This is a genomic window from Agrobacterium tumefaciens, from assembly GCF_005221325.1.
Taxonomy (GTDB): Bacteria; Pseudomonadota; Alphaproteobacteria; order Rhizobiales; family Rhizobiaceae; genus Agrobacterium.
In genome coordinates this window covers 1,181,784-1,203,392 of the sequence record NZ_CP039888.1, presented here as the reverse complement: position 1 = coordinate 1,203,392, position 21,609 = coordinate 1,181,784, and the positions used below count along the sequence as shown (strand labels likewise).

Annotated in this window: 22 protein-coding genes; 7 read left to right on the top strand and 15 right to left on the bottom strand. The window is 59.1% G+C overall.

Translation table 11 applies throughout. The annotated features are described in order from the left end of the window. The first annotated feature begins 227 nt into the window (after positions 1-227). The 3 genes from CFBP5499_RS29945 to CFBP5499_RS06280 all read left to right on the top strand — a co-directional run bounded on the left by CFBP5499_RS29945 (position 228) and on the right by CFBP5499_RS06280 (position 2,288). The gene (locus tag CFBP5499_RS29945; protein ID WP_167341581.1) at positions 228-404 is read left to right on the top strand and encodes a hypothetical protein; all 177 of its coding nucleotides are present in this window, start codon (positions 228-230) and stop codon (positions 402-404) included. A 128-nt stretch (positions 405-532) separates the two neighbouring features. Next, positions 533-1,267, top strand: a complete 735-nt coding sequence (locus tag CFBP5499_RS06285; RefSeq protein ID WP_080825166.1) for a helix-turn-helix transcriptional regulator — start codon at positions 533-535, stop codon at positions 1,265-1,267. A gap of 91 nt (positions 1,268-1,358) precedes the next feature. Continuing rightward, a complete protein-coding gene (locus tag CFBP5499_RS06280) occupies positions 1,359-2,288 on the top strand; it encodes a DMT family transporter (RefSeq protein WP_080827348.1) in 930 nt (309 codons plus the stop codon). 202 nt (positions 2,289-2,490) lie between these two features. Here CFBP5499_RS06280 and lipA read toward each other — a convergent pair whose 3' ends face one another. The 15 genes from lipA to CFBP5499_RS06205 form a co-directional block, all read right to left on the bottom strand. Then, a complete protein-coding gene (lipA, locus tag CFBP5499_RS06275) occupies positions 2,491-3,462 on the bottom strand; it encodes a lipoyl synthase (RefSeq protein ID WP_080825167.1) in 972 nt (323 codons plus the stop codon). Positions 3,463-3,565: 103 nt separating this feature from the next. Further along, complete coding sequence (locus tag CFBP5499_RS06270; protein ID WP_080825168.1) at positions 3,566-3,814, bottom strand: GlsB/YeaQ/YmgE family stress response membrane protein; 249 nt, start codon at positions 3,812-3,814, stop codon at positions 3,566-3,568. A gap of 97 nt (positions 3,815-3,911) precedes the next feature. Then, a complete protein-coding gene (gene lpdA / locus CFBP5499_RS06265) occupies positions 3,912-5,357 on the bottom strand; it encodes a dihydrolipoyl dehydrogenase (protein WP_080825169.1) in 1,446 nt (481 codons plus the stop codon). A 60-nt stretch (positions 5,358-5,417) separates the two neighbouring features. Beyond that, positions 5,418-6,062 carry an SGNH/GDSL hydrolase family protein gene (locus CFBP5499_RS06260; protein ID WP_080825170.1) on the bottom strand — a complete coding sequence of 215 codons (645 nt, stop codon included), beginning with the start codon at positions 6,060-6,062 and terminating at the stop codon, positions 5,418-5,420. Positions 6,063-6,074: 12 nt separating this feature from the next. Continuing rightward, positions 6,075-7,433 (bottom strand): pyruvate dehydrogenase complex dihydrolipoamide acetyltransferase, encoded by a 1,359-nt coding sequence (locus CFBP5499_RS06255; protein ID WP_080825171.1) that lies wholly within the window; start codon positions 7,431-7,433, stop codon positions 6,075-6,077. Positions 7,434-7,447: 14 nt separating this feature from the next. Continuing rightward, entirely contained in the window at positions 7,448-8,869 is a 1,422-nt protein-coding gene (locus tag CFBP5499_RS06250) for a pyruvate dehydrogenase complex E1 component subunit beta (protein WP_080825172.1), read from the bottom strand. Positions 8,870-8,886: 17 nt separating this feature from the next. Continuing rightward, positions 8,887-9,930 carry a pyruvate dehydrogenase (acetyl-transferring) E1 component subunit alpha gene (gene pdhA / locus CFBP5499_RS06245; RefSeq protein ID WP_080825173.1) on the bottom strand — a complete coding sequence of 348 codons (1,044 nt, stop codon included), beginning with the start codon at positions 9,928-9,930 and terminating at the stop codon, positions 8,887-8,889. Positions 9,931-10,083: 153 nt separating this feature from the next. Further along, entirely contained in the window at positions 10,084-10,401 is a 318-nt protein-coding gene (locus CFBP5499_RS06240) for an FtsB family cell division protein (RefSeq protein WP_080825174.1), read from the bottom strand. A gap of 310 nt (positions 10,402-10,711) precedes the next feature. Continuing rightward, the gene (gene eno, locus CFBP5499_RS06235) at positions 10,712-11,986 is read right to left on the bottom strand and encodes a phosphopyruvate hydratase (protein WP_080825175.1); all 1,275 of its coding nucleotides are present in this window, start codon (positions 11,984-11,986) and stop codon (positions 10,712-10,714) included. Positions 11,987-12,122: 136 nt separating this feature from the next. Beyond that, positions 12,123-12,968, bottom strand: coding sequence for a 3-deoxy-8-phosphooctulonate synthase (kdsA, locus tag CFBP5499_RS06230; protein WP_080825176.1), 846 nt, complete (start codon positions 12,966-12,968; stop codon positions 12,123-12,125). Continuing rightward, positions 12,968-13,849 (bottom strand): VOC family protein, encoded by an 882-nt coding sequence (locus tag CFBP5499_RS06225; RefSeq protein ID WP_080827349.1) that lies wholly within the window; start codon positions 13,847-13,849, stop codon positions 12,968-12,970. The genes kdsA and CFBP5499_RS06225 overlap by 1 nt, the downstream gene beginning before the upstream one ends. Before the next feature lie 123 nt (positions 13,850-13,972). Then, a complete protein-coding gene (locus tag CFBP5499_RS06220) occupies positions 13,973-14,461 on the bottom strand; it encodes an ureidoglycolate lyase (RefSeq protein WP_080825177.1) in 489 nt (162 codons plus the stop codon). Then, positions 14,461-15,504, bottom strand: coding sequence for an L-idonate 5-dehydrogenase (locus tag CFBP5499_RS06215; RefSeq protein ID WP_080825178.1), 1,044 nt, complete (start codon positions 15,502-15,504; stop codon positions 14,461-14,463). The genes CFBP5499_RS06220 and CFBP5499_RS06215 overlap by 1 nt, the downstream gene beginning before the upstream one ends. Before the next feature lie 49 nt (positions 15,505-15,553). Then, entirely contained in the window at positions 15,554-16,324 is a 771-nt protein-coding gene (locus CFBP5499_RS06210; RefSeq protein WP_080825179.1) for an SDR family oxidoreductase, read from the bottom strand. Positions 16,325-16,334: 10 nt separating this feature from the next. Continuing rightward, positions 16,335-17,537, bottom strand: a complete 1,203-nt coding sequence (locus CFBP5499_RS06205) for a mandelate racemase/muconate lactonizing enzyme family protein (protein ID WP_080825180.1) — start codon at positions 17,535-17,537, stop codon at positions 16,335-16,337. 160 nt (positions 17,538-17,697) lie between these two features. On the opposite strand from CFBP5499_RS06205, the gene CFBP5499_RS06200 reads away from it, so the two are divergent. The 4 genes from CFBP5499_RS06200 to CFBP5499_RS06185 all read left to right on the top strand — a co-directional run bounded on the left by CFBP5499_RS06200 (position 17,698) and on the right by CFBP5499_RS06185 (position 21,607). Next, positions 17,698-18,453, top strand: a complete 756-nt coding sequence (locus tag CFBP5499_RS06200; RefSeq protein ID WP_080825181.1) for a GntR family transcriptional regulator — start codon at positions 17,698-17,700, stop codon at positions 18,451-18,453. A 122-nt stretch (positions 18,454-18,575) separates the two neighbouring features. Then, positions 18,576-19,793, top strand: coding sequence for an ABC transporter substrate-binding protein (locus tag CFBP5499_RS06195; RefSeq protein ID WP_080825182.1), 1,218 nt, complete (start codon positions 18,576-18,578; stop codon positions 19,791-19,793). A gap of 66 nt (positions 19,794-19,859) precedes the next feature. Beyond that, a complete protein-coding gene (locus tag CFBP5499_RS06190; protein ID WP_080825183.1) occupies positions 19,860-20,777 on the top strand; it encodes a carbohydrate ABC transporter permease in 918 nt (305 codons plus the stop codon). Next, positions 20,777-21,607: a carbohydrate ABC transporter permease gene (locus CFBP5499_RS06185; RefSeq protein ID WP_035256603.1), complete on the top strand. Its 831-nt coding sequence runs from the start codon at positions 20,777-20,779 to the stop codon at positions 21,605-21,607. The genes CFBP5499_RS06190 and CFBP5499_RS06185 overlap by 1 nt, the downstream gene beginning before the upstream one ends. Positions 21,608-21,609 lie beyond the last annotated feature (2 nt).

Sequence of the window (21,609 nt, the reverse complement as noted above, 5' to 3'; positions counted from 1 at the left end):
CCGTGCATTGTCCAATAAAGCGGGCAATATTCTGCAACGGCAGGACGCGAGCGCCCGACGTTACGGAAATTTAACTATTGCAACCCCCTCGCAGGGATTGCTATTTATTTGCGACTAATATTACACCCATGGGATGCAACGGCGCTGGAACCTCCCATTTTCACCGCGCTTATTCATCCTTGGGTTCACACCCGATACATAACCGCTTTGAGCCACTGAGTGAGCCGATGGACGATTTTTCCAACATCATCAACCTTCTCGAATCCGCCAAGCAACTCGCATCGATGAACGAAATGCCGATGCTTGCCTATCTCATCGACGTCGCGAAATGCGAGGCGAGAGAGAACAAGCCGGTTTTGCGAAAGCGCAAACGCGGCGAATCGACCGTCAAGGAAGACTGTTAATTGCCGTCTCCCGCAGCCGAGCGATAAAGCCGGCTGGTCCAATCTTCAAGACGATGCCATAATCATGCAATGAAACCGGCCGCTTTTTCGAGGCGGCCATTTCTTTGCACACTGGAAACGACAGCGTCATGACGTCCGCATCCGCCGATATCAGAACCTACAGGCAGGAAAGACCGAAGGAGCGGCATAGCTTCGTGCAGATCGTTCTTCCCGTCTCCGGCCGCCTGCGGATCGATGTGGCCGGACGGCAAGATGAGCTCTCCACCGGGCGCGGCGTCTTCATCCATCGCGATGCGCCGCACACGCAGGAAGCGACTGGCGTCAATCACTCGCTGGTGGTCGATCTCGATGAAAGTGCCGTTTCGGAACGAACGCTCGAAAAATTTTCCCGCACACCCTTTCTCGATATTGCCCCGGACACACGGCAATTGATCGCCTATATGCGCGGCCTCATCGGAACGGATGGACGCCGCGACGATGTCGCCGGCCTGTGGGCGCCGCTTCTTGTCGACAGCCTTGCCGATGAAAGAGCCGATATCCGGGAGCGCCTTCGCTGGCTTGGCGCGGTCGTTAGGGCGGAACCTTTCTTCCCCTGGACCATCGACATGCTGGCGGCCTGCGCGTCGATCAGCGAAAGCCGCCTTCATGCGCTGTTTGTCGAGGAATTCGGTCTCTCGCCTCACCGCTGGCTGGTGGGGCTTCGCATGGACAAGGTCTGCGCCCTGCTCGACGATTCCAGCCTGCCGATCGCCGAAATCGCGCTCAGGTCCGGTTTTTCCGACCAGACGGCGTTGACGCGCGCCATGCGCAATATCGTGGGCGAAACACCGGCCGCCTATCGCCGGAACCGCGGCATCCACTAGAACCGCTGGCAATTCATCAGGAGTTTTTGTCAAGACAGCCGCAAAGGCCTGTGGCACATCGCGGGCACATATGAATGCGGATGTGACGGACATGAACAGGACAGGTCTCGGTGTTTTTTACGGCATGCTGGCGGGTGCGCTCTGGGGCGGCATCTTTCTCGCTCCGAAACTCGTGCCGGATTTTTCCGCGCTGCAACTCTCGACGGCGCGTTATCTCACCTACGGGCTGATTTCCCTCATCATTATTGGACCGCGCCTCAAACGCGTATCGGCCCATTTCGGTGCGCGCGAATGGATCGCGCTCGGCTGGCTGAGCATGATTGGCAACATCGCCTATTACGTCTTCATCTCGACAGCGGTGAAGCTGAGCGGTGTCGCCTTCACCTCCATCATCATCGGTTTCCTGCCGGTTGCCGTCACCATCATCGGCAGTCGCGACCATGGTGCGGTGTCGCTCAAGCAGTTGTGGCCGTCGCTCGCTTTCGGGGCGATCGGCATTGTCGGCATTTCCTGGCAGTCGCTGACGGAAAACGATACGGGACTGGATATGTCCCGCGTCATAGGGCTTGCCTGTGCGCTGGGAGCGCTCGCGTCATGGACAGCTTTCGCAGTCGGCAATGCCCGCTGGCTGTCCCGCCTTCACGACGTCAGCGCCGATGACTGGAACATGATGACGGGCGTTGTGACAGGCGGGCTTGCGCTGGTGCTGGCCATTCCGGCCTTTGCCTTCGGCGGGGAAAGCCACAGTTCAGGGGACTGGCTTCACTTCGCGACCATTGCCGCCGGCCTCGGTTTCACCGCCTCCATTCTCGGTAATGCCCTCTGGAACAGAATGAGCCGCATGCTACCGCTCACAATGGTCGGGCAGATGATCCTGTTCGAAACGCTGTTTGCGTTGCTTTACGGGTTTCTGTGGGAAGGTCGCGGGCCGACCATTGTCGAGATCATGGCGATCTGTTCGGTGGTGCTGAGCGTGATCTTGTGCATGCGGGCGCATCGGCCGGCGAAGGTCGTGGTGTGATTGGGTTGAAGGCCTGCAACAGGCGGCTGAACCATTTCACAAGCCTCGCCTCCCACTCACGTCATCCTCTGGCCTGTCCCGAGGATCCCATCACGTATCGTACAACCGATAGGTCGCAGATGCTCGGGACAAGCCCGAGCATGACGGTGGAGAGAGCTCATATCGCCCGATCCAGCAACCTATGTCGCGGAACTTTTGTCCCTTACTCAGCAGCAGCCAACAGCTTCTTTTCGCGGGCCGCACGCAGGCGCTCAAAATCGTCGCCGGCATGGTGGGAAGAACGTGTCAGCGGGCTGGAGGAGACCATCAGGAAGCCCTTGGTATAGGCAACCGTCTCGTAGGACTTGAATTCCTCCGGCGTGACGTAAGCCTCGACCTTGTGGTGCTTGCGGGTTGGCTGCAGATATTGGCCGATAGTCAGGAAATCCACGTCGGCGCTGCGCAGATCGTCCATCAGCTGCAGCACTTCATTACGCTCTTCACCAAGGCCGACCATGATGCCGGATTTGGTGAACATGGTAGGATCGAGTTCCTTCACCCGCTGCAACAGGCGCACGGAGTGGAAATAACGCGCGCCGGGGCGGACCGTGAGATAATTGCCCGGAACGGTTTCCATGTTGTGGTTGAAAACGTCAGGCTTGGCGGCCACGACACGTTCCAGCGCGCCGGGCTTCTTCAGGAAGTCGGGGGTCAGGATTTCGATGGTCGTATTGGGAGATGCCGCACGGATTGCCCAGATGACCTTCTCGAAATGTTCAGCACCGCCATCGGCAAGATCGTCGCGGTCGACCGAGGTGATGACGACGTGGGAAAGGCCCATCTGTTTGACAGCCTTGGCGACGTTTTCAGGCTCGTTCATGTCAAGCGCGTTGGGCTTGCCGGTCGCGACGTTGCAGAAAGCGCAGGCGCGGGTGCAGATTTCACCCATGATCATGAAGGTCGCGTGTTTCTTGTCCCAGCACTCGCCGATATTCGGACAGCCGGCTTCCTCGCACACCGTGACGAGCTTGTGGCTGCGCACCAGCTCGCGCGTCTCGTGATAGCCCTTGGAGGTCGGCGCCTTGACGCGGATCCATTCCGGCTTGCGCATGACCTCGGTATCGGGCCGATGCGCCTTTTCCGGGTGGCGAATGCGCTTTTCGTCGGACGACGTCCTGTCGAGAATAGTGACCATTAAAAACCTGCTTCCATCGCCTGTAGCGATCTAAACACCTGTTGGCCGGATGCTTTAGAACAATTCCAGAAAAAGCGTAAGCCCTTTCCGGTCATGCAGCCCGTTAGCGCCGCACCAGCTTTGCTACAAACAGCAACAGGCTGGCGCCAAGGAAAGACGTCACGAAGTAACCGAGCCTGCTATCCTGCACGAAAACATCAAGGGTGCCAAGGACGGCGACGGCGACAACCGAACCGACAATGCCCAGAATGATGTTCATGAAAATGCCGAAGCGCATGTCCATGAGCTTGCCCGCAAGCCAGCCGGCGAGACCGCCGATGATGATTGCTGCAATCCAGCCTACACTTTCCATTCCCACGCTCCCTGAAAGAACAGTTCCCTTGAGGAACCGGCGTTGAGACATATGGGACACCCGGCAAGGTTAGACAATGCCGGGCATCACGCGGCACTTATGCGTTCAGAACACGTCCGTAGGCGTCGAGCACGCTTTCCTTCATCGATTCCGAAATGGTCGGATGCGGGAAGATCGTGTGCATCAAATCTTCTTCGGTCGTCTCGAGATTCATGGCGACGACGAAGCCCTGAATAAGCTCTGTCACTTCCGCGCCGACCATGTGCGCGCCGAGCAGCTCACCCGTCTTCTTGTCGAAGATGGTCTTGACCATGCCCTGGTCTTCACCGAGCGCAACCGCCTTGCCGTTCGCCGCAAACGAGAAGCGGCCGACGCGGATGTCTCGGCCCTGCTCCTTCGCCTTGGCTTCGGTGAGACCGACCGAGGCGACCTGCGGGTTGCAATAGGTGCAGCCGGGGATTTTGAGCTTGTCCATCGGGTGGACATTCGGCAGACCGGCGATCTTTTCGACGCAGATCACGGCCTCATGCTCGGCCTTGTGGGCGAGCAGCGGCGGGCCGGCAACATCACCGATAGCATAGACGCCGGGCACATTGGTCTTGCCGTAACCGTCGATGACGATGAAGCCGCGATCGGTCTTCACGCCCACAGCCTCAAGGCCGATGCCTTCGATATTGGCGACGACGCCGACGGCGGAAATCATCCGGTCGGCAGTGATCTTCTCGGAAGAACCGTCCTTCTTCTCCAGCGTCGCAGTGACGGAGTTTGCAGCCTTCTCGACCTTGGAAACCTTGGTTTCCAGATGAATCTTGATGCCCTGCTTTTCCAGCTGCTTCTTGGCGAAGGCGGAGATTTCCGCATCTTCGACCGGCATGACCTGGCTCATGATTTCGACGACGGTGACGTCAACGCCCATGGTGCGGTAGAAGCTGGCGAATTCGATGCCGATGGCGCCCGAACCCATGACGAGCAGCGACTTCGGCAGCTCTTCCGGCTTCATTGCCTCGAAATAGGTCCAGATCAGCTTGCCATCCGGCTCGATGCCGGGCAGCGCGCGCGGACGGGCGCCGGTGGCGACGATGATGTGCTTGGCAGTGTAAGTGCCTTCGCCCAGCGTGTTCTTCGGCACGGGACCCTGCGGCTGAACGACCGGCTTCGTGGATTTGCCAACGACGATTTCGCCCGGCTTAGTGATCTTGGCTTCACCCCAGATGATATCGACCTTGTTCTTCTTGAACAGGAAACCGACGCCATTATTCATGCGCGCAGCAATGCCGCGCGAGCGGGCCACGATTGCCTTCACGTCAGGCTTGATCGAGCCTTCCAGCGTCAGGCCGTAATCCTTGGCGTGGGTGGCGGTGTGCATGACATCAGCGGTGCGCAGCAGGGCCTTGGTGGGAATGCAGCCCCAGTTGGAGCAGATGCCGGCAAGGTGCTCGCGCTCGACAACGGCGACCTTCATGCCGAGCTGGGCGGCACGGATTGCGGCAATATAACCGCCCGGTCCCGAACCGATGATGATGACGTCATAAGATTGAGCCATTGGAAATCCTGCCTTGTCTTGTTCGGATGACGGCATGCCGTCCCGAAACGAGAATAATTGTCAAAGTCCGAGCATCATGCGAACGACGGGCTCCAGCCCGCGGCCGATGGCTCGTGTGTTTTCAGCATCGAGATGAACGCCATCCACCGGCGTCGTGCGGGCAACCGACCCGGCATCGAAAAAGCCGCAATCGAGTTCGTCGGCAAGGTCCCTGTAGACGGAAGCCAGCATCGCCGATTCATCGATAGCATCACGAAAGATCGCGCCCATGAACGGATTGGCCGTTTCGCATAATTGCGGCGGCGCGACGATCAGAACGTCAGGCGCTTCCCAGTCCGGCACCTGCCAGACGTGGTTGCGAACCAGTTTCACCAATCGCTCGACACCCTTCATGGCGACAATGGCCGAGCCGTGGATCGCCGGTTTCATGTCGTTGGTGCCGAGCATGATGATGACGAGATCAAGCGGCGCATGGCTGTGCAGAAGCGTCGGCAGCAACCTCGCGCCATTACGGTCGCAATCGGCGGTGTGGTCGTCATAGGCGGTGGTGCGGCCACCCAGCCCCTCGTGGATCACATGCGCCTCAGGCCCGAGCGCCTTTTGCAAGACGCTCGGCCATAGATCGTCATGGCTGTGCCGGCCACCCGTTTCCGCATTTGATCCCCATGTGAGGGAATCGCCAAAGCAGAGGACCGACTTCGCCATATTATTCTCCGATCAAACCAGCATGCCCATCGGGTTTTCGATGTAGCGCTTGAAGGCGCCGATCAGTTCGGCTCCGAGCGCGCCATCGACGCAGCGGTGGTCGGTGGAGAGCGTGACCGTCATGACATTGGCGACCTTGATCTCGCCGTTCTTAACGACAGCGCGCTGTTCGCCCGCGCCGACAGCCAGGATGGTGGCATGCGGCGGGTTGATAACGGCGGAGAAGCTCTTGACGCCCATCATGCCCATGTTGGACACGGCCGTCGTGCCGCCCTGATATTCCTCGGGCTTCAGCTTGCGCTCTTTCGCGCGCTTGCCGTAGTCCTTCATCTCGTTGGAGATGGTGGAGAGCGACTTTTCTTCCGCCTTGCGGATGATCGGCGTGATCAGGCCACCCGGAATGGAAACGGCAACGCCGACATCCGAATGCTTGTGCTTGACCATGTTGCTTTCCGTCCAGGAGACGTTGGCGTCAGGCACATCACGCAGCGCAAGAGCAAGCGCCTTGATGACCATGTCGTTGACCGACAGCTTGTAGGCCGGCTTGCCGTCCTTTTCAGGAGCAGCGGCGTTGAGCTGGGCGCGCAACGCCAGAAGCGTATCCAGTTCGCAATCCACGGAGACGTAGAAATGCGGAACCGTCTGCTTGGATTCGACCAGGCGCTTGGCGATGACCTTGCGCATGCCGTCATGCGGCACAAGCTCGTAGGAGCCGGGTTCGAACAGCTTGAGAACGGCTTCGTCCGACTGACCCTTGGCGAGCGCCGGAGCCGGTGCGCCTGCGGATGCTGCGGCAGCAGATGCAGCCTTCGCACCGCCGGAAGCGGCAGCCTTTTCCACGTCGGTCTTGATGATGCGGCCATGCGGGCCGGAACCGGAGACGGCCGAAAGGTCGAGACCGGCTTCCTTGGCCAGACGGCGGGCAAGGGGCGATGCGAAAATGCGCTCGCCGGACTTCGCAACCGGGGCCGGCGTGGAAGGTGCCGCTGCCTGATCGGCCGCCGGCTTTTCAGCCTTGACTGGCGCAGCTTCTTCCTTCGTCGCTTCGGCCTTTGCAGCTTCCTGCTTCGGGGCTTCCGCCTTGGCCGGTGCGGCATCGCCGCCCTTCGCCGCCTCGGCCACATCTTCGCCTTCTGCAGCGAGGATGGCGATCAGGGCATTGACCTTGACCGCTTCGGTGCCGGCGGCAACGACGAGCTTGGCAACCGTGCCTTCATCGACGGCTTCCACTTCCATGGTCGCCTTGTCGGTCTCGATCTCGGCGATCACGTCACCGGGTGCGACCTTGTCGCCTTCCTTGACCAGCCACTTGGCCAGATTGCCCTCTTCCATCGTTGGAGAAAGGGCAGGCATGGTGATGTTTATCGGCATCGAAACGCCTCCCCTTACTTGTAGCAGACGGTTTTGACGGCCTGGACGACTTCATCGACGTTGGGCAAAGCCAGCTTTTCGAGGTTCGCCGCGTAAGGCATCGGAACGTCCTTGCCGGCAATCGTCAGGATCGGCGCATCGAGATAGTCGAAAGCGGCGCGCATGACCTGGTTGGCAATGAAGTCACCGACCGATGACTGCGGGAAGCCTTCCTCGACCGTGACCAGACGACCGGTCTTCTTGACCGATTCGATGACGGTGGGCAGATCCATCGGACGGATGGTGCGCAGGTCGATCAGTTCGACATCGATGCCAAGCTTTTCGAGTTCCGCAACCGCCTTGATCGCATAGGTCATGCCGATACCGAAGGAAACGATGGTCGCATCCTTGCCCTTGCGGTGAATGCGCGCCTTGCCGATCGGCAGAACGAAATCATCGAGCTTCGGCACTTCGAAGCTTTGGCCGTAGAGAATTTCGTTCTCAAGGAAGATGACCGGGTTCGGATCGCGGATAGCCGCCTTGAGCAGGCCCTTGGCGTCGGCTGCCGTGTAGGGCATGACAACTTTGAGGCCCGGAATATGGCTGTACCATGCGGCGTAACATTGCGAATGCTGTGCGCCAACGCGGGCAGCAGCACCGGACGGACCACGGAACACCATCGGTGCACCCATCTGACCGCCCGACATGTAAAGCGTCTTAGCCGCCGAGTTGACAATCTGGTCGATCGCCTGCATGGCGAAGTTGAAGGTCATGAATTCGACGATGGGCTTGAGGCCCGTCATCGCAGCGCCGACGCCGATACCGGCAAAACCATGCTCGGTGATCGGGGTATCGATAACACGGCGCTCGCCGAATTCCTGCAACAACCCTTGGGTGATCTTGTAGGCGCCCTGATATTCGGCGACTTCTTCACCCATGACGAAAACTTTTTCGTCGGCGCGCATTTCTTCGGCCATGGCGTCGCGCAGCGCTTCACGCACTGTCGTCATCACCATTTCCGTACCGGCAGGAACATCCGGATCGGCCGCAACGTCGATCTTAGGTGCTGCCGGAACCTTGGCGGCTTCCTTGGCAGCGCTCGGCTCTTCGGCAGCTTCACGGGTCTTGCCGCCGGCGGCATCAGAACCGGAATTTGCAGCTTCAGCCTTTGGCTCTTCCTTCTTGGCGGAGGAAGAGATGTCGTCGGCGCTTTCACCATCCTGAAGGAGAACGGCGATTGCCGTGTTGACCTTCACACCTTCGGTGCCGGCATCGATCAAGAGCTTGCCGATCACGCCTTCATCCACGGCTTCCACTTCCATGGTCGCCTTGTCGGTCTCGATTTCGGCAATCACGTCGCCGGAGGTGACCTTGTCGCCTTCCTTTTTAAGCCACTTGGAAAGCGTGCCTTCCTCCATGGTCGGGGAAAGGGCGGGCATAAGAATTTCTACAGGCATTGGTTTCCCTTTCCCGATCAGAGCAGAATGTCGGTGTAAAGCTCGGATACATCCGGCTCTGGGTCGTTCTGGGCGAAGTCGGCGCTGTCGGCGACGATATCACGGACATCCTTGTCGATGGCCTTGAGTTCGTCTTCGCTTGCCCAGCCCTGCTCCAGAAGCCGTGCCTTGACCTGCTCGATCGGGTCATGTTCGGAGCGCATCTTCTGCACTTCATCCTTGGAACGGTATTTCGCCGGGTCGGACATGGAGTGACCTCGGTAACGGTAGGTCAGCATTTCCAGAATGATCGGACCCTTGCCGGAACGGCAATGTTCCAGCGCCTGATCGGCGGCGGCCTTGACGGCGCGCACATCCATGCCATCCACCTGAACGCCGGGGATACCGAACGACTGGCCGCGCAGCGAATAGTTCGACTGGGCGGTGGCGCGGGCGGTCGAGGTGCCCATGGCGTAACGGTTGTTCTCGACGATATAGATGATCGGCAGTTTCCAGAGAGCGGCCATGTTGAAGCTCTCGTAGACCTGGCCCTGGTTGGCGGCGCCGTCACCGAAATAGGTCACGGAAACATTGTCGTTGCCGCGATAGCGGTTGGCGAAAGCGAGACCGGTTCCAAGCGAAACCTGCGCGCCGACGATGCCGTGACCGCCATAGAAATGTTTCTCCTTGGAGAACATGTGCATGGAGCCGCCCTTGCCTTTCGACAGGCCGCCCTTGCGGCCGGTCAACTCGGCCATTACGCCACGCGCGCTCATGCCGAGTGCAAGCATGTGGCCGTGGTCGCGGTAAGCGGTGATGACCTGATCGCCTTCCTTCTGCGACATCTGCATGCCGACAACAACGGCTTCCTGACCGATATAGAGGTGACAGAAACCACCGATGAAGCCCATGCCGTAGAGCTGGCCGGCCTTTTCTTCGAAACGGCGGATGAGCAGCATTTCACGGTAGGCGTGAAGTTCGTCTTCCTTGGAGAAGTCGGGACTGTTCTTGCCGGTGAATTCGGTTGCAGCCTTTGCCGTGGTCTTGCGGCCGGATACGGTCGCTGGTTTTCGCGGCGCCATTCATCCCTCCCTGAGTTGCCATTTGAATGGATAGAGTGGCGCGCACCATATGCAAGAAAATGCCATGCAGCAATGCTTTAAACGCATGGCACATATTCACGCTAAGATGCTGTGAATAAATCACAAATGTTAAATTAACCTGATTTCGGTTAATTAGAAATATGTGTTCATGATGACGATTTCGTCCGTGCGGGACATATTCAGCTGGTAACGGGAAATTTCATCGATCATGTCCCGCTCCAACGAGCCATCGCTCAACAATTCCACCTGCCGCTCCAGCGCCACACGCGCCTGCGTGAGCTTTTGAAGCTCCGCCGTGCGAGTAATACGCTGCCGCTCCAGCCGCTCCGTCGCCTGAAGGCCGAAGTCGCCATGGATGGAATGATAACCGAAATAGGAAAGAAAAGCGATCGTGATGGCCGGAACGATCAAACGGCCGAATCGTCTCTTTTTATGATGTCTGGTCCACATGCCGGAGAGAAGCCTTAAAACGCACAACGTGATTCTGAGACTAAGCCGGATTGTTTAACTATCCGTTGACCTTAAATTGCGAATGGCGAATGGGCATGAAAAAGCCCGCCGGAGGCAGGCTGAGAATGGCGGTGATGCCGAAGCTCCGGTTCGTCATGCTCGGGCCTGTCCCGAGCATCTGCAACGTGTCGAATTGAGGAGACGTTGCAGATCCTCGGCACAAGGCCGAGGATGATGTCGAATGCGTTGCGAGGCCTGATACCAATCCCATCTAGGACAGCAAAGCGCCCCCGCAAAAAATCCGGGCGAATTACCCGCGCAGGATCGAACGGCCGGCGTAAGCAGCCTGCGGGCCGAGCATTTCTTCGATACGGATCAGCTGGTTGTACTTTGCGAGCCGGTCGGAACGGGCAAGCGAACCGGTCTTGATCTGACCGCAGTTCGTGGCAACCGCGAGGTCGGCGATGGTGGAATCTTCCGTCTCGCCCGAACGGTGCGACATGACGGCGGTGTAACCGGCCTTATGCGCCGTTTCGACCGCATCCAGCGTCTCGGAGAGCGAACCGATCTGGTTGACCTTGACGAGGATGGAGTTGGCGACACCCATCTTGATGCCATCGCGAAGACGCGCCGAGTTGGTGACGAAGAGGTCGTCGCCGACCAGCTGGCACTTGTTGCCGATGAGATCGGTCAGCGCCTTCCAGCCATCCCAGTCGTCTTCAGCCATGCCGTCTTCGACCGAGATGATCGGATATTTCGCGACGAGATCGGCCAGATATTCGGCCTGCTCGATCGGCGAACGGGTCTTGCCTTCGCCTTCATAAACGTAATTGCCGTTCTTGAAGAATTCGGTCGCGGCACAGTCGAGACCGATGAACATGTCGTCGCCCGGACGGTAACCCGCTTTTTCGATCGACTTCATGATGAAATCGAGAGCAGCAGGCGCGCTTTCGAGACCTGGTGCGAAACCGCCCTCGTCACCGACATTGGTATTGTGGCCCTGCGCGGACAGTTCTTTTTTCAGCGTATGGAAGACTTCCGAGCCCATGCGCACGGCTTCGCGGATGTTTTCTGCGCCAACCGGCAGGATCATGAATTCCTGGAAGTCGATAGGGTTGTCGGCATGGGCGCCGCCGTTGATGATGTTCATCATCGGAACCGGCAACAGATGTGCGTTCGGACCACCGACATAACGGTAAAGCGGCAGGCCCGAGGCTTCGGCCGCAGCCTTGGCGACGGCGAGCGAGACGCCGAGGATGGCGTTGGCGCCGATGCGCGACTTGTTCGGCGTGCCGTCAAGCGCGATCATCATCTGGTCGATCTGAATCTGGTTTTCAGCGTCGAAACCGCCGATGGCGTCGAAGATTTCGGTATTGACGGCTTCAACCGCCTTTTCCACGCCCTTGCCGAGATAACGCTTGCCGCCATCGCGCAGCTCAACCGCTTCATGCGCGCCGGTGGAGGCGCCGGACGGAACGGCCGCACGGCCCATGGAGCCGTCTTCGAGGTAAACATCGACTTCAACGGTCGGGTTGCCGCGGCTGTCGAGGATTTCGCGCGCGATGATATCGGTAATGGCAGTCATGGTCTCTCCCTTGGGAATGGAACAGATATTTTCCGTCGCCTGTCTTAGACGATGACGAAGAAATTACAATGACGGCGGACGGCAGAAACGGTCCGCCCGCCATTTAAAATCGATTGGCACAAACCGCGCCGGCCCCTCAGGCTTTGGTGATGGCGTCGAAGGCCAGTAGCTTTTCCAGCAGCTTGGGCATGTCCTTCAGATGCACCATATTGGGACCGTCAGAGGGCGCATTGTCCGGGTCTTCATGGGTCTCGATGAAGAGACCGGCGACACCGACCGCGACCGCCGCACGCGAAAGCGTCTCGACGAATTCACGCTGGCCGCCGGTGGAACCGCCCTGCCCGCCCGGCTGCTGCACCGAATGGGTGGCATCGAAGACGACAGGCGCGCCGAGAGAAGCCATGATCGGCAGCGAACGCATGTCGGAGACGAGCGTATTGTAACCGAAGGAGGCGCCGCGTTCGCAGAGCAGCACATTCGGGTTGCCGCTTTCATTCAGCTTGGCCAGCACGTTCTTCATGTCCCAGGGAGCCAGGAACTGGCCTTTCTTGACATTGATGACGCAGCCGGTCTTTGCGGCGGCGACAAGAAGATCGGTCTGTCGGCTGAGGAAGGCCGGGATCTGCAGCACATCCACCACTTCGGACACGATGGCGCATTGTTCCTCGGTGTGAATATCCGTCAGAACAGGAAAGCCGAATTCCTTCTTGAGATCGGCGAAAATCTCCATCGCGCTGTCAAGGCCGATGCCGCGCTTGCCGGAAAGCGAGGTGCGGTTCGCCTTGTCGAAGGAGGACTTATAGACAAGGCCGATGCCCAGCTTATCGCACAGTTCTTTGAGCACACCCGCGATCGTGAAGGCATGTTCGCGGCTTTCCATCTGGCAGGGGCCGGCAATCAGCGAAAAACGCTCGGTATTGGAGAAGGAAACCTTGCTGGCGCCATCGCCGGCGGTGACTTTGAGATTGTTCGTAACGCTCATCATTTTTCCTCGAAGGCGAAGGCAACGCCCTGACCGGGTACTGCGGGCACCACCAGACGGCCGCCCGCTTCCATGCTGGAGACGCCATTAGCAGCAAGCACCGCCGCTGTCACGGCAAGATCGTTGACGGAGAAAACGATGCCAGCACCTCGCAGCCCTCCATCACCCCGATTTGAAGCATTCAGGTCGATGCCGGCGAAGACCGGCTTTTCGGTCAATCTGATTTGGGCATTGCCGGTTGCGAAAATCATATCTCCACTCGGAGACATCATCGCCTCACAGTCGAAGACCGTTTCGATCAGGTGAGCCGCTCTTGCATCTCCGCCGGGAAGCAGGACGATTTCGCGGAGACCCGTGACGGCATTGGCATGCCGCTCCAGCTCCGTTCGGTCGCCCGGCAAGGCCTTCAGCCGCTGGCAGGCGAACAGGAAAAAATCCGTCGCCGCCCCGCTTGCCGCAAAAGCCAGCCGAAATGCCGCTTCGCTGCGGGAGCCGTCCGGCATCTGAACCGGTCGCGAAAACTCAAAAAGATCACCGACGGAGAGGCCCGCTGCGACGAACCGTTCGTGATTGCCAATAGCGTCGCCTGTTTTGGCGACGAGAGCCGAGAAACCTTCCTGGCCGTGATGTTGTCTGAACGCCTGATCCCTGCCGGTAAAGACGTCACCCTTCTCTATCGAGGCAATATATTTAGCTGGGTCAGCAATCGCCAGCGGCTCGATATAGGTGCCATCCTGAAAGAAAACGCAGGCGTTTTGCGTGCCGAATGGATGGAGAGCCGGCGGCGCGACCGTGAAGCCGAGAGCCTCAAGTCGGCGAGCCGCGATACCGATATCCCGCACGGGCAGCACGAGATGATCGACGCTTTGCTTGTCATCCATGATTTCCGCCCCTTCGGCCTGCATCCGGCGCTGGACCGGGCTGTTGTGGCAGACAAAAGCACGAACGACGCCAGGAATGCAAATCGGCAATCGCGGATATTTCGCGCATTCCGGGGCTAACGCTCACGGAGCGATGTTGGACATATCCACCGATACAGGCGTGTGCAGCGGGTAAAGGACAGTGTCTCCACCATTTCCCGTCTGCCACATCGTCATGGCAAACCTGCCGGAAGGCGCAAGCGGTGTCAGCCTATGGTGCATCACACCGTAACGATAGGTGACGATCTGCATGGGGCCTGCCAGAAAGGCCCGGATGGTGGATTCATCCGGCATCCCGTCCCCACCGGCCTCGCAGACCACGACCAGAGATGGCGACTGGTCGAGCGGCAGGAAAGTCTGGCTGGAGAATGGATGTATTTCCATTTGCGAGATGACCGGAGCGCCAGACATTGCCTTTGCCTGTACGAGTTGAAGCACCGGCGCTTTTGCGTCGCCGGTTCCCTCATAAGCGTGCGTTAGCGACACCAACTGATCGAGTGAAGATATATCGGCGACAGAGCCGAATGGCGCGAAGGCTTCCGCTGTCAGCGGCCTGGCGACAACGGGCTTCATCAGGCTGCACCGCTGAAGGCAAGCTGCACTTTCATGCTTCTTGCGCGGTCACCGGCAAGATCGAAAGCCTCACGGGCCTGATCGAACGGCAATGTGGCGCTGATCAAGGGCTTAACGTCGATCAGGCCGCGTCCCATCATGTTCACCGCCTGGGCAAATTCCTCGTGGAAGCGGAACGTTCCGCGCAGTTGCAGCTCTTTGGCAACGATGAGGTTCATCGGGATGGTGAACTCACCGCCAAGACCGAGCTGGACGATCACGCCGCCCGGCCGGAGCACATCCAGCGCCGGGACAAGTGCCGCCTGATTGCCGGAGGCTTCGAACAAGACGTCGAAGGCGCCTTTTTCAAACCGGTATTTTTCAAGCAGGCCGGCATCGCGCATGATGTTGACGGCCTCATCCGCGCCGATGCGTCGCGCCAGATCGAGCGGCGCGTCGGCGACATCGGTAACGACGATATGCGCCGCGCCGGCAAGACGGGCAACGAGCAGGCTCAGCATGCCTATCGGTCCGGCACCGGTTATCAGCACCGTCTTGCCGAGAAGCGATCCGGCCTGACGCGCGGCATGGAGGCACACGGCCAAAGGCTCAGCCATGGCTGCTTCGCCCATCGAAAGCCCTTCGGCAATTGGTACGGGTTGCGTCGAATGAACGGTCACGATTTCACGGAAACCGCCCTGAACATGGGGGGAGCGCATGGCGCTGCCCATGAAGCGCATGTCCAGGCACTGGTTCTGCATGCCCTGAGCGCAATAACGGCAGGTGCCGCAGGGCAGGCTCGGATTGACCGCCACGCGCATGCCGGGCACGAGATGAGAGACGGAACTGCCCACTTCAGCCACCGTACCGGCAAACTCATGACCGAGCGCCATGGGCTCGCGCACGCGCACCGTGCCGAAGCCGCCGTGGTTATAATAATGCAGATCCGACCCGCAAATTCCGCCGACGGCAACAGCCACCCGCACCTCGTCCGCGGCAAGTGGTTGGCCGGCAACGTCTTCTACCCGCAGGTCTTTTGCTGCATGAATGACGACTCCGCGCATGCGCGTCTCCTCCCGTCAATTTCTGTTGGCATCAAGGATGGCGGCGGTTCTAGAGAACCGACAGCATTCCACCGTCGACATAGATTATCTGGCCATTGACGTAGTCGGAGGCCGAGGCAGAGAGGAACACGGCGGTTCCGACGAGTTCCTGCGGTTTGCCCCAGCGTTTCGCCGGCGTGCGTGCCTTCACCCAGGCGTCGAATTCCGGATTGTCGATCAGTGCCTGATTCATGTCGGTCAGCATGTAGCCGGGGCCGATGGCGTTGGCCTGTATGCCATATTGCGCCCATTCCGCCGCCATGGCGCGGGTCAGCATCTTGATACCGCCTTTGGCCACGGTATAGGGCGCCACCGTCGCGCGGGCGAGTTCACTGGTCAGCGAGCCGATATTGACGATCTTGCCATATCTGCGCGGGATCATCCGTTTTGCCGCCTCGCGGCCAATCATGAAGGCGCTTGTGAGGTTGGTGTCGATCACCCGCTGCCAGTCCGCCGTCTCAAGTTCGACCATCGGCTTGCGGAACTGGATGCCGGCATTGTTGACGAGGATGTCGACCTCTATCCCCTGCTCATCAAGCATGGCGAAAGCCTCAATGATTGCGCTTTCGGAGGTGACGTCAAAGGCAACCGCCTCAGCGTCATGACCGGCGCTGCGAAACTCCTGAACCGTTTGCGCGACACGCGACGGATCGGTGCCGTTAATGAGGATGCGCGCCCCCGCGACGGCAAGCCCTTCCGCCATTGCGCGGCCGAGACCGCGTGAAGAGCCGGTAACAAGCGCCGTGCGGCCGGAGAGATCGAAGATGGTCTGATTGGTCATGACGTCCTCCTCACAGCGTGCTGACGCGGACCGTCAGGTCCGGCCGGTCGAAGACCTTGGGCAGCAATTCGGTCCCGAGGCCGGGGCCTTCCATCGGCAAGACGAAGCCGTTTTCGATGACGGGCAGATTTGTCACAAGCTCGCTGTACCAGCCGGTATAAAAAGCGCGCACGGACTCCTGGATCATGGTGTTGGTCTGTGAAAAAGAGGAATGAACGGCTGCGGCATAGGCGACAGGCCCGGTGCAATCATGCGGCGCGTAGGGGCGATGATAGGTGTCGGCCAGTGCGGCGATCTTGCGGCCTTCGGTCAGACCGCCGGTCCAGACGAGGTCAGTCATGACGATGCCGATCGCGCCGGCTTCCAGCATGTCCTTGTAGGGGAAACGGGAACCGAGGGTTTCCGAGGCACAGATCGGCACGCTGGTGGAGGCGGCCAGTTCCGAAAGGGCGGATACCGAATTCATCCGTATCGGATCCTCGTACCATGTCGGATCGAAGGCTTCGAGTTCGCGGGCGATCCTCTTGATCGTCGGCAGGTTCCAGAGGCTGTGAAACTCCACCATGATCTGCATGCGGTCACCCACACGTTTGCGTATCTGCTCGAACGGCAGCAGGGCTGCGCGCAGCTGGTCGCTCGTGATGTAACGCCCGTCGTTTTCGATCGCCGCAGGATCGAACGGCCAGATCTTCATGGCCGAAATGCCCTGCTCCAGCAGATTTTCGGCGAGCGCGCCGGCATCCGTCATGAAAGCCCTGAGATCTTCATAGGGGCCTTCGGCATCGTCGCGAAAATTCCAGGTATCGACCGGCTTGATCTTGTTGGACCGCACGTAACCGTAACCGGCACAGGTATTGTAGACGGGAATACGATCGTGGCAGAGACCACCCAGCATCTGGTGGACCGGCTGATCGCAGACCTTGCCGAAAATATCCCACAGCGCCAGATCGATCGCCGAAGCCGCACGATATTCGGCACCGGTCGAGGCCTGCGCCATCGGCAGATTTACCAATTCGCGGGAATGCGCCTCGATCCGCATCGGGTCGCGGCCAAGCAGGCGGCCGGCCAGAACATCGTGGATATGAGCCTCGACCGCGCCTGCGCCATAGAAGGTTTCACCCAGCCCGATCACCCCGGTATCGGTGTGGATGCGCACCCAAAGCACATTTGAGAACTCTTCGGTCCGCAAAGTTTCGACAGACGTAATCTTCATTAGCTCCTCCGCGCGCCCACCTCGGTCGCATCTCCCGATTGACTGACCAGCCTCCCAGCCAGTCTCGATCCGGACAATAATGTTGCTTGTAAAATTTCACAACATGTTTTATAGCGATTTATGTACTGAGTTTGTTGACCGCGACGGGAGGAGACCGGAGATGGCGCGCAAGCAGACAAAGCCAGAATTGGTAAAAGATGGCGAAAAGCCGAAGCGCGCGAACCGCGTCAACTTCTTCGACCTAGCCTATGAGCGCATTGAGGAACTGCTGATCAATTGCGAGCTCAAGCCCGGCCGGCAATTGACATTGCAGGAGTTGCAGGACGTGACGGGGTTCGGCCGCACGCCGGTTCATAACGCCGTCAGCCGTCTGGCCGCGGATACGTTGCTGGTCGTGCTGCCCCGCCATGGCCTCAGGGTCGCGCCAATCGATCTCGCGCGTGAGCGCCTCTTGCTGCAGCTGCGCCGGGACATGGAACGCTTCGTCATGCGGCTGGCGGTGGAGCGGGCAAGCCTCTCCCACCGCAATCAGATGCTGCACATCGAACGCGCCCTGCGTGAACGGCGGGAGCAGATCACGCTCAGCGAATTCAACCTGCTCGACCGTCGGATCGACCAGATATTGCTGGCGGCGGCGAACGAGCCTTTCCTCGAACATACTCTGCGGCCGCTGCATACGATCTACCGTCGCATCGGCTTCATTCACCACACGGTGACACATGGAAAATCCGACCTGACGCAGACGGTCGATTGCCATCTTTCGGTATTGAATGCCGTCGCGAACCGCCATCTGGACACGGCGCTTGCCGCAACGGATGCCTTGGTCGGCTTTGTCGATTCCATGTTCGATGAAATGGAGACGGGGATAGACCCTCGCCTGCTGGATTGCAGCATCGAACCGATTTTCAAGATTTGAAACAGCGGTGGCATTGGGTGCCCAGCATCCGGCCGTCATGAAGAAAGATTTCTGAAATACATATTTTACAATGACTTATGGCGCTCGGGAGGCGTCACTAAAAAGCTCAGGGAGGAGCATGGATGAGCAATATCGTAAAATCCGTAATTGCAGCCACAATGGCGACGGCGCTTGCGTCCTGGGCAGCGCCTGCGCTGGCAAAGGACAAGATCACTTTCGCCGCCGCGGTTTTTGCGGAAGCCGGACGTGGCGACCGGGTCAAGGCCTGGATCCAGAAGTTCAACGAAAGCCAGGACAAGGTCGAAGTTGAACCCATCGCAATCCCGTTTTCCAGCCTCGCCAACACCGTCTTCACCCAGATGGGCGGCGGTGGCGGACCGGACCTCGTGCGCTTCGACCAGACCGATTTCTTTGCTGCCATTCCATCCGGGCGCCTGCTGCCGCTCGACGATCTGATCACCGACAAGGATCACGAATTCCTGGGGCCGGACCGCTTCATGAAGGTGAAGGACGTCCGTTACGGTCTGCTGTTCGACACGACGGGTTATGCACTGCTGTACAACAAGGACATCCTGCCGGAACCACCGAAGGATTTCGAAAGCTTCCTGTCGGCCGCAAAGGAGAAAACCAAGGACGGCGTGTATGGTTATGCCTATCGTGCCACGATGGCGGAGCGTGCCGGATTCTGGCAGGATCTCTGCAACTACGTCTTCGGATTTGGCGGTCGCTGGAGCGACAAGGACGGCAAGCTCACACTCAATAGTCCCGATGTCATCAAAGGCGTCACTGCCTACAAGCAGGTTTATGATGCGGCTGTGACGCCACGCGGCGCGGACGCGGCCACCTATCGCCGCATGTTCTGGGAAGGCAAGATCGCCATGAACGTCGATAATGGCGGCGTGGCGGCAATCTTCAACCAGAACGCTCCGCAGCTCAATTTCGCCGCAGCACCCTCGCCTTTCCCGGACAAGGCACAGGGCCTCATCATGACCGCTCTGGTGGTCAACGCCAACACGAAGCACAAGGATGCGGCTGGCGCCTTCATCAAATGGGCCTATTCCCCCGAAAACCAGAAAGGCCTTCAGGCCGCGATGGGTACGGGTGTCGGCACCAAGATCGACATGTCTGCTGAAGAGCAGGCGAAGCGGCCATGGCTGAAGGTATACGAAAACCAGATGCAGAATGCCCTTCCGCAGCTTGTGATGGGACATGAGGGCAAGACGCCCGAAATCCAGCAGATCGTGCTCGAGCAGGTGTTGAAGGTGCTTCTCGAAAATGCCGATCCAAAGGAGGCCATGGATCGCGCCCAGTCGCTGGTGGAGCGACGCGTCCTTCGCTGAGATCGTTGCGGAGGCTGTCTGAACAGCCTCCGCAACCACGGCTATTTTTTCCCATCGAGGTCAGTTATGAAACGTGCCCAGCTCGCAAGAGCAAGGCTCGACGGTCATCCGTTGACTCCTTATCTCTTCGCCGCACCGGTCGGCATCTATCTTCTGCTGTTTCAGTTCTATCCGCTGGTCCAGCAATTCTTCATGAGCTTCACCGCCACCGACCTGCTGACGCCCAACGTCAACCCGTTCGTCGGTATTGAGAATTATTCGTTCCTGATCGAAGACGGCGAACTGTGGAAGGTCCTTTGGATCACGGCGATCTATACCGTCGCCTGCGTGATCTTTGCGATCGGCACCGGCCTCGGTTCGGCAATGCTGCTCGATTCACCCTTCTTCGGCCGGGGTATTGCCCGGGCGCTCATCACCGTTCCATGGGCCGCACCATCCGTTGCCGTCGCGCTGGTGTTCACCTGGATATTCAATTCGCAATACGGCATTTTCAACCGGGTTCTCACCGGCCTCGGCCTTCCTTTCGGCGGCGAGAACTGGCTGGACGATCCAAACCTTGCCCTACCGGCTATCCTTCTCACCACCGTCTGGCAGATATTTCCCTTCTCTTCCGTCGTGATTCTTGCGGCTCTGCAGGGCGTGCCGCATGAGCTCAAGGAGGCTGCCGTCATTGATGGCGCGGACCGGCTCAACATCTTCAAGACCGCCACATGGCCGACCATCCAGCCGACCGTGCTGATGCTGACGCTGTTCGTCACCATCTGGTCGCTGCGCCGCTTCGACCTCATCTGGCTGATGACGCAGGGAGGCCCGATCGGCGCGACCAATACGCTCGTCATCGAGCTCTATCGCCAGGGTTTCGTCTATCGCGATCTCGGATCGGCGGCCTCCATCGGCATGATCGGCCTGTCGATCGCGCTTCTTGTCACCGTCATCTATTTCAAGGTCACCCGGATGACTGAACAGGCACAGGGGAAGCGTTGATGAACACCACAGGCAACGCCCACTTTGTTCGCATCCTCGCCGTCCTCTTCATGCTCGGCTTTGCGGCTTTTCCGATCTACTGGATGTTCGTCACGTCGATGACGCCATCATCGGAACTCTTCGCGCCCTTTCCGCGGCTCGTGCCTGATTGGTCGCAGCTTGGAATCTATCTCGAGGTCTTCGATACCATTCCTGTGACGACATGGCTGAAGAACAGCTTTCTGGTCGCCACAGGCACCACCGTTCTCAGCATTCTGCTTGCCGTCCTTCCGGCTTACGCCCTCTCGCGCTTCCGGTTTGCAGGACTTGCGATACTGGGCTTTGCATTGTTTGCGACGCAGATGCTGCCGGAAGCCATGCTGGTCGTGCCGCTCTATTCGATATTCGGCGACCTCAACCTGCTCAATACGATCCCCGGTCTGGTGCTGGCAAACACCGCCTTCGTGGTGCCTGTCATCACCTGGATCATCAAGGGTGCGATCGATGGCATTCCAATCGAGATCGAAGAGGCTGCAAGGGTCGATGGCTGCTCGCGTCTCGATATTGTGCTCGGCATCATCATTCCGCTGATTGCGCCGACGCTCGCTGCCGCTGCCGTCATCTCTTTCTTCCACGGCTGGAACGAATATGTCTTCGCGCAGACCCTGATCAGCAGTGAAAACCTCAGGACGGCTTCCGTCGGGCTCGCCAGTTTCGTGGGCGAACTCTCCACGCCCATCCATTCCGTCATGGCAGTTGGGGTGATCTACACCCTGCCCGCCATCGTCTTTTACCTCTTTGCCCAACGCTACGTGGTCGCCGGAATGACCGCCGGCAGTGTCAAAGGCTGACA

What these genes read in the sequence shown, in the direction of transcription:
- CFBP5499_RS06215 (WP_080825178.1), bottom strand. Translation starts at nt 15,504, where the DNA reads ATGCGCGGAGTCGTCATTCATGCAGCAAAAGACCTGCGGGTAGAAGAC.
- CFBP5499_RS06280 (WP_080827348.1), top strand. Translation starts at nt 1,359, where the DNA reads ATGAACAGGACAGGTCTCGGTGTTTTTTACGGCATGCTGGCGGGTGCG.
- lpdA (WP_080825169.1), bottom strand. Translation starts at nt 5,357, where the DNA reads ATGGCTCAATCTTATGACGTCATCATCATCGGTTCGGGACCGGGCGGT.
- CFBP5499_RS06205 (WP_080825180.1), bottom strand. Translation starts at nt 17,537, where the DNA reads ATGAAGATTACGTCTGTCGAAACTTTGCGGACCGAAGAGTTCTCAAAT.
- CFBP5499_RS06190 (WP_080825183.1), top strand. Translation starts at nt 19,860, where the DNA reads ATGAAACGTGCCCAGCTCGCAAGAGCAAGGCTCGACGGTCATCCGTTG.
- CFBP5499_RS06210 (WP_080825179.1), bottom strand. Translation starts at nt 16,324, where the DNA reads ATGACCAATCAGACCATCTTCGATCTCTCCGGCCGCACGGCGCTTGTT.
- pdhA (WP_080825173.1), bottom strand. Translation starts at nt 9,930, where the DNA reads ATGGCGCCGCGAAAACCAGCGACCGTATCCGGCCGCAAGACCACGGCA.
- CFBP5499_RS29945 (WP_167341581.1), top strand. Translation starts at nt 228, where the DNA reads ATGGACGATTTTTCCAACATCATCAACCTTCTCGAATCCGCCAAGCAA.
- kdsA (WP_080825176.1), bottom strand. Translation starts at nt 12,968, where the DNA reads ATGAGCGTTACGAACAATCTCAAAGTCACCGCCGGCGATGGCGCCAGC.
- CFBP5499_RS06220 (WP_080825177.1), bottom strand. Translation starts at nt 14,461, where the DNA reads ATGAAGCCCGTTGTCGCCAGGCCGCTGACAGCGGAAGCCTTCGCGCCA.
- eno (WP_080825175.1), bottom strand. Translation starts at nt 11,986, where the DNA reads ATGACTGCCATTACCGATATCATCGCGCGCGAAATCCTCGACAGCCGC.
- CFBP5499_RS06285 (WP_080825166.1), top strand. Translation starts at nt 533, where the DNA reads ATGACGTCCGCATCCGCCGATATCAGAACCTACAGGCAGGAAAGACCG.
- CFBP5499_RS06185 (WP_035256603.1), top strand. Translation starts at nt 20,777, where the DNA reads ATGAACACCACAGGCAACGCCCACTTTGTTCGCATCCTCGCCGTCCTC.
- CFBP5499_RS06260 (WP_080825170.1), bottom strand. Translation starts at nt 6,062, where the DNA reads ATGGCGAAGTCGGTCCTCTGCTTTGGCGATTCCCTCACATGGGGATCA.
- CFBP5499_RS06270 (WP_080825168.1), bottom strand. Translation starts at nt 3,814, where the DNA reads ATGGAAAGTGTAGGCTGGATTGCAGCAATCATCATCGGCGGTCTCGCC.
- CFBP5499_RS06225 (WP_080827349.1), bottom strand. Translation starts at nt 13,849, where the DNA reads ATGGATGACAAGCAAAGCGTCGATCATCTCGTGCTGCCCGTGCGGGAT.
- CFBP5499_RS06250 (WP_080825172.1), bottom strand. Translation starts at nt 8,869, where the DNA reads ATGCCTGTAGAAATTCTTATGCCCGCCCTTTCCCCGACCATGGAGGAA.
- lipA (WP_080825167.1), bottom strand. Translation starts at nt 3,462, where the DNA reads ATGGTCACTATTCTCGACAGGACGTCGTCCGACGAAAAGCGCATTCGC.
- CFBP5499_RS06255 (WP_080825171.1), bottom strand. Translation starts at nt 7,433, where the DNA reads ATGCCGATAAACATCACCATGCCTGCCCTTTCTCCAACGATGGAAGAG.
- CFBP5499_RS06240 (WP_080825174.1), bottom strand. Translation starts at nt 10,401, where the DNA reads ATGTGGACCAGACATCATAAAAAGAGACGATTCGGCCGTTTGATCGTT.
- CFBP5499_RS06200 (WP_080825181.1), top strand. Translation starts at nt 17,698, where the DNA reads ATGGCGCGCAAGCAGACAAAGCCAGAATTGGTAAAAGATGGCGAAAAG.
- CFBP5499_RS06195 (WP_080825182.1), top strand. Translation starts at nt 18,576, where the DNA reads ATGAGCAATATCGTAAAATCCGTAATTGCAGCCACAATGGCGACGGCG.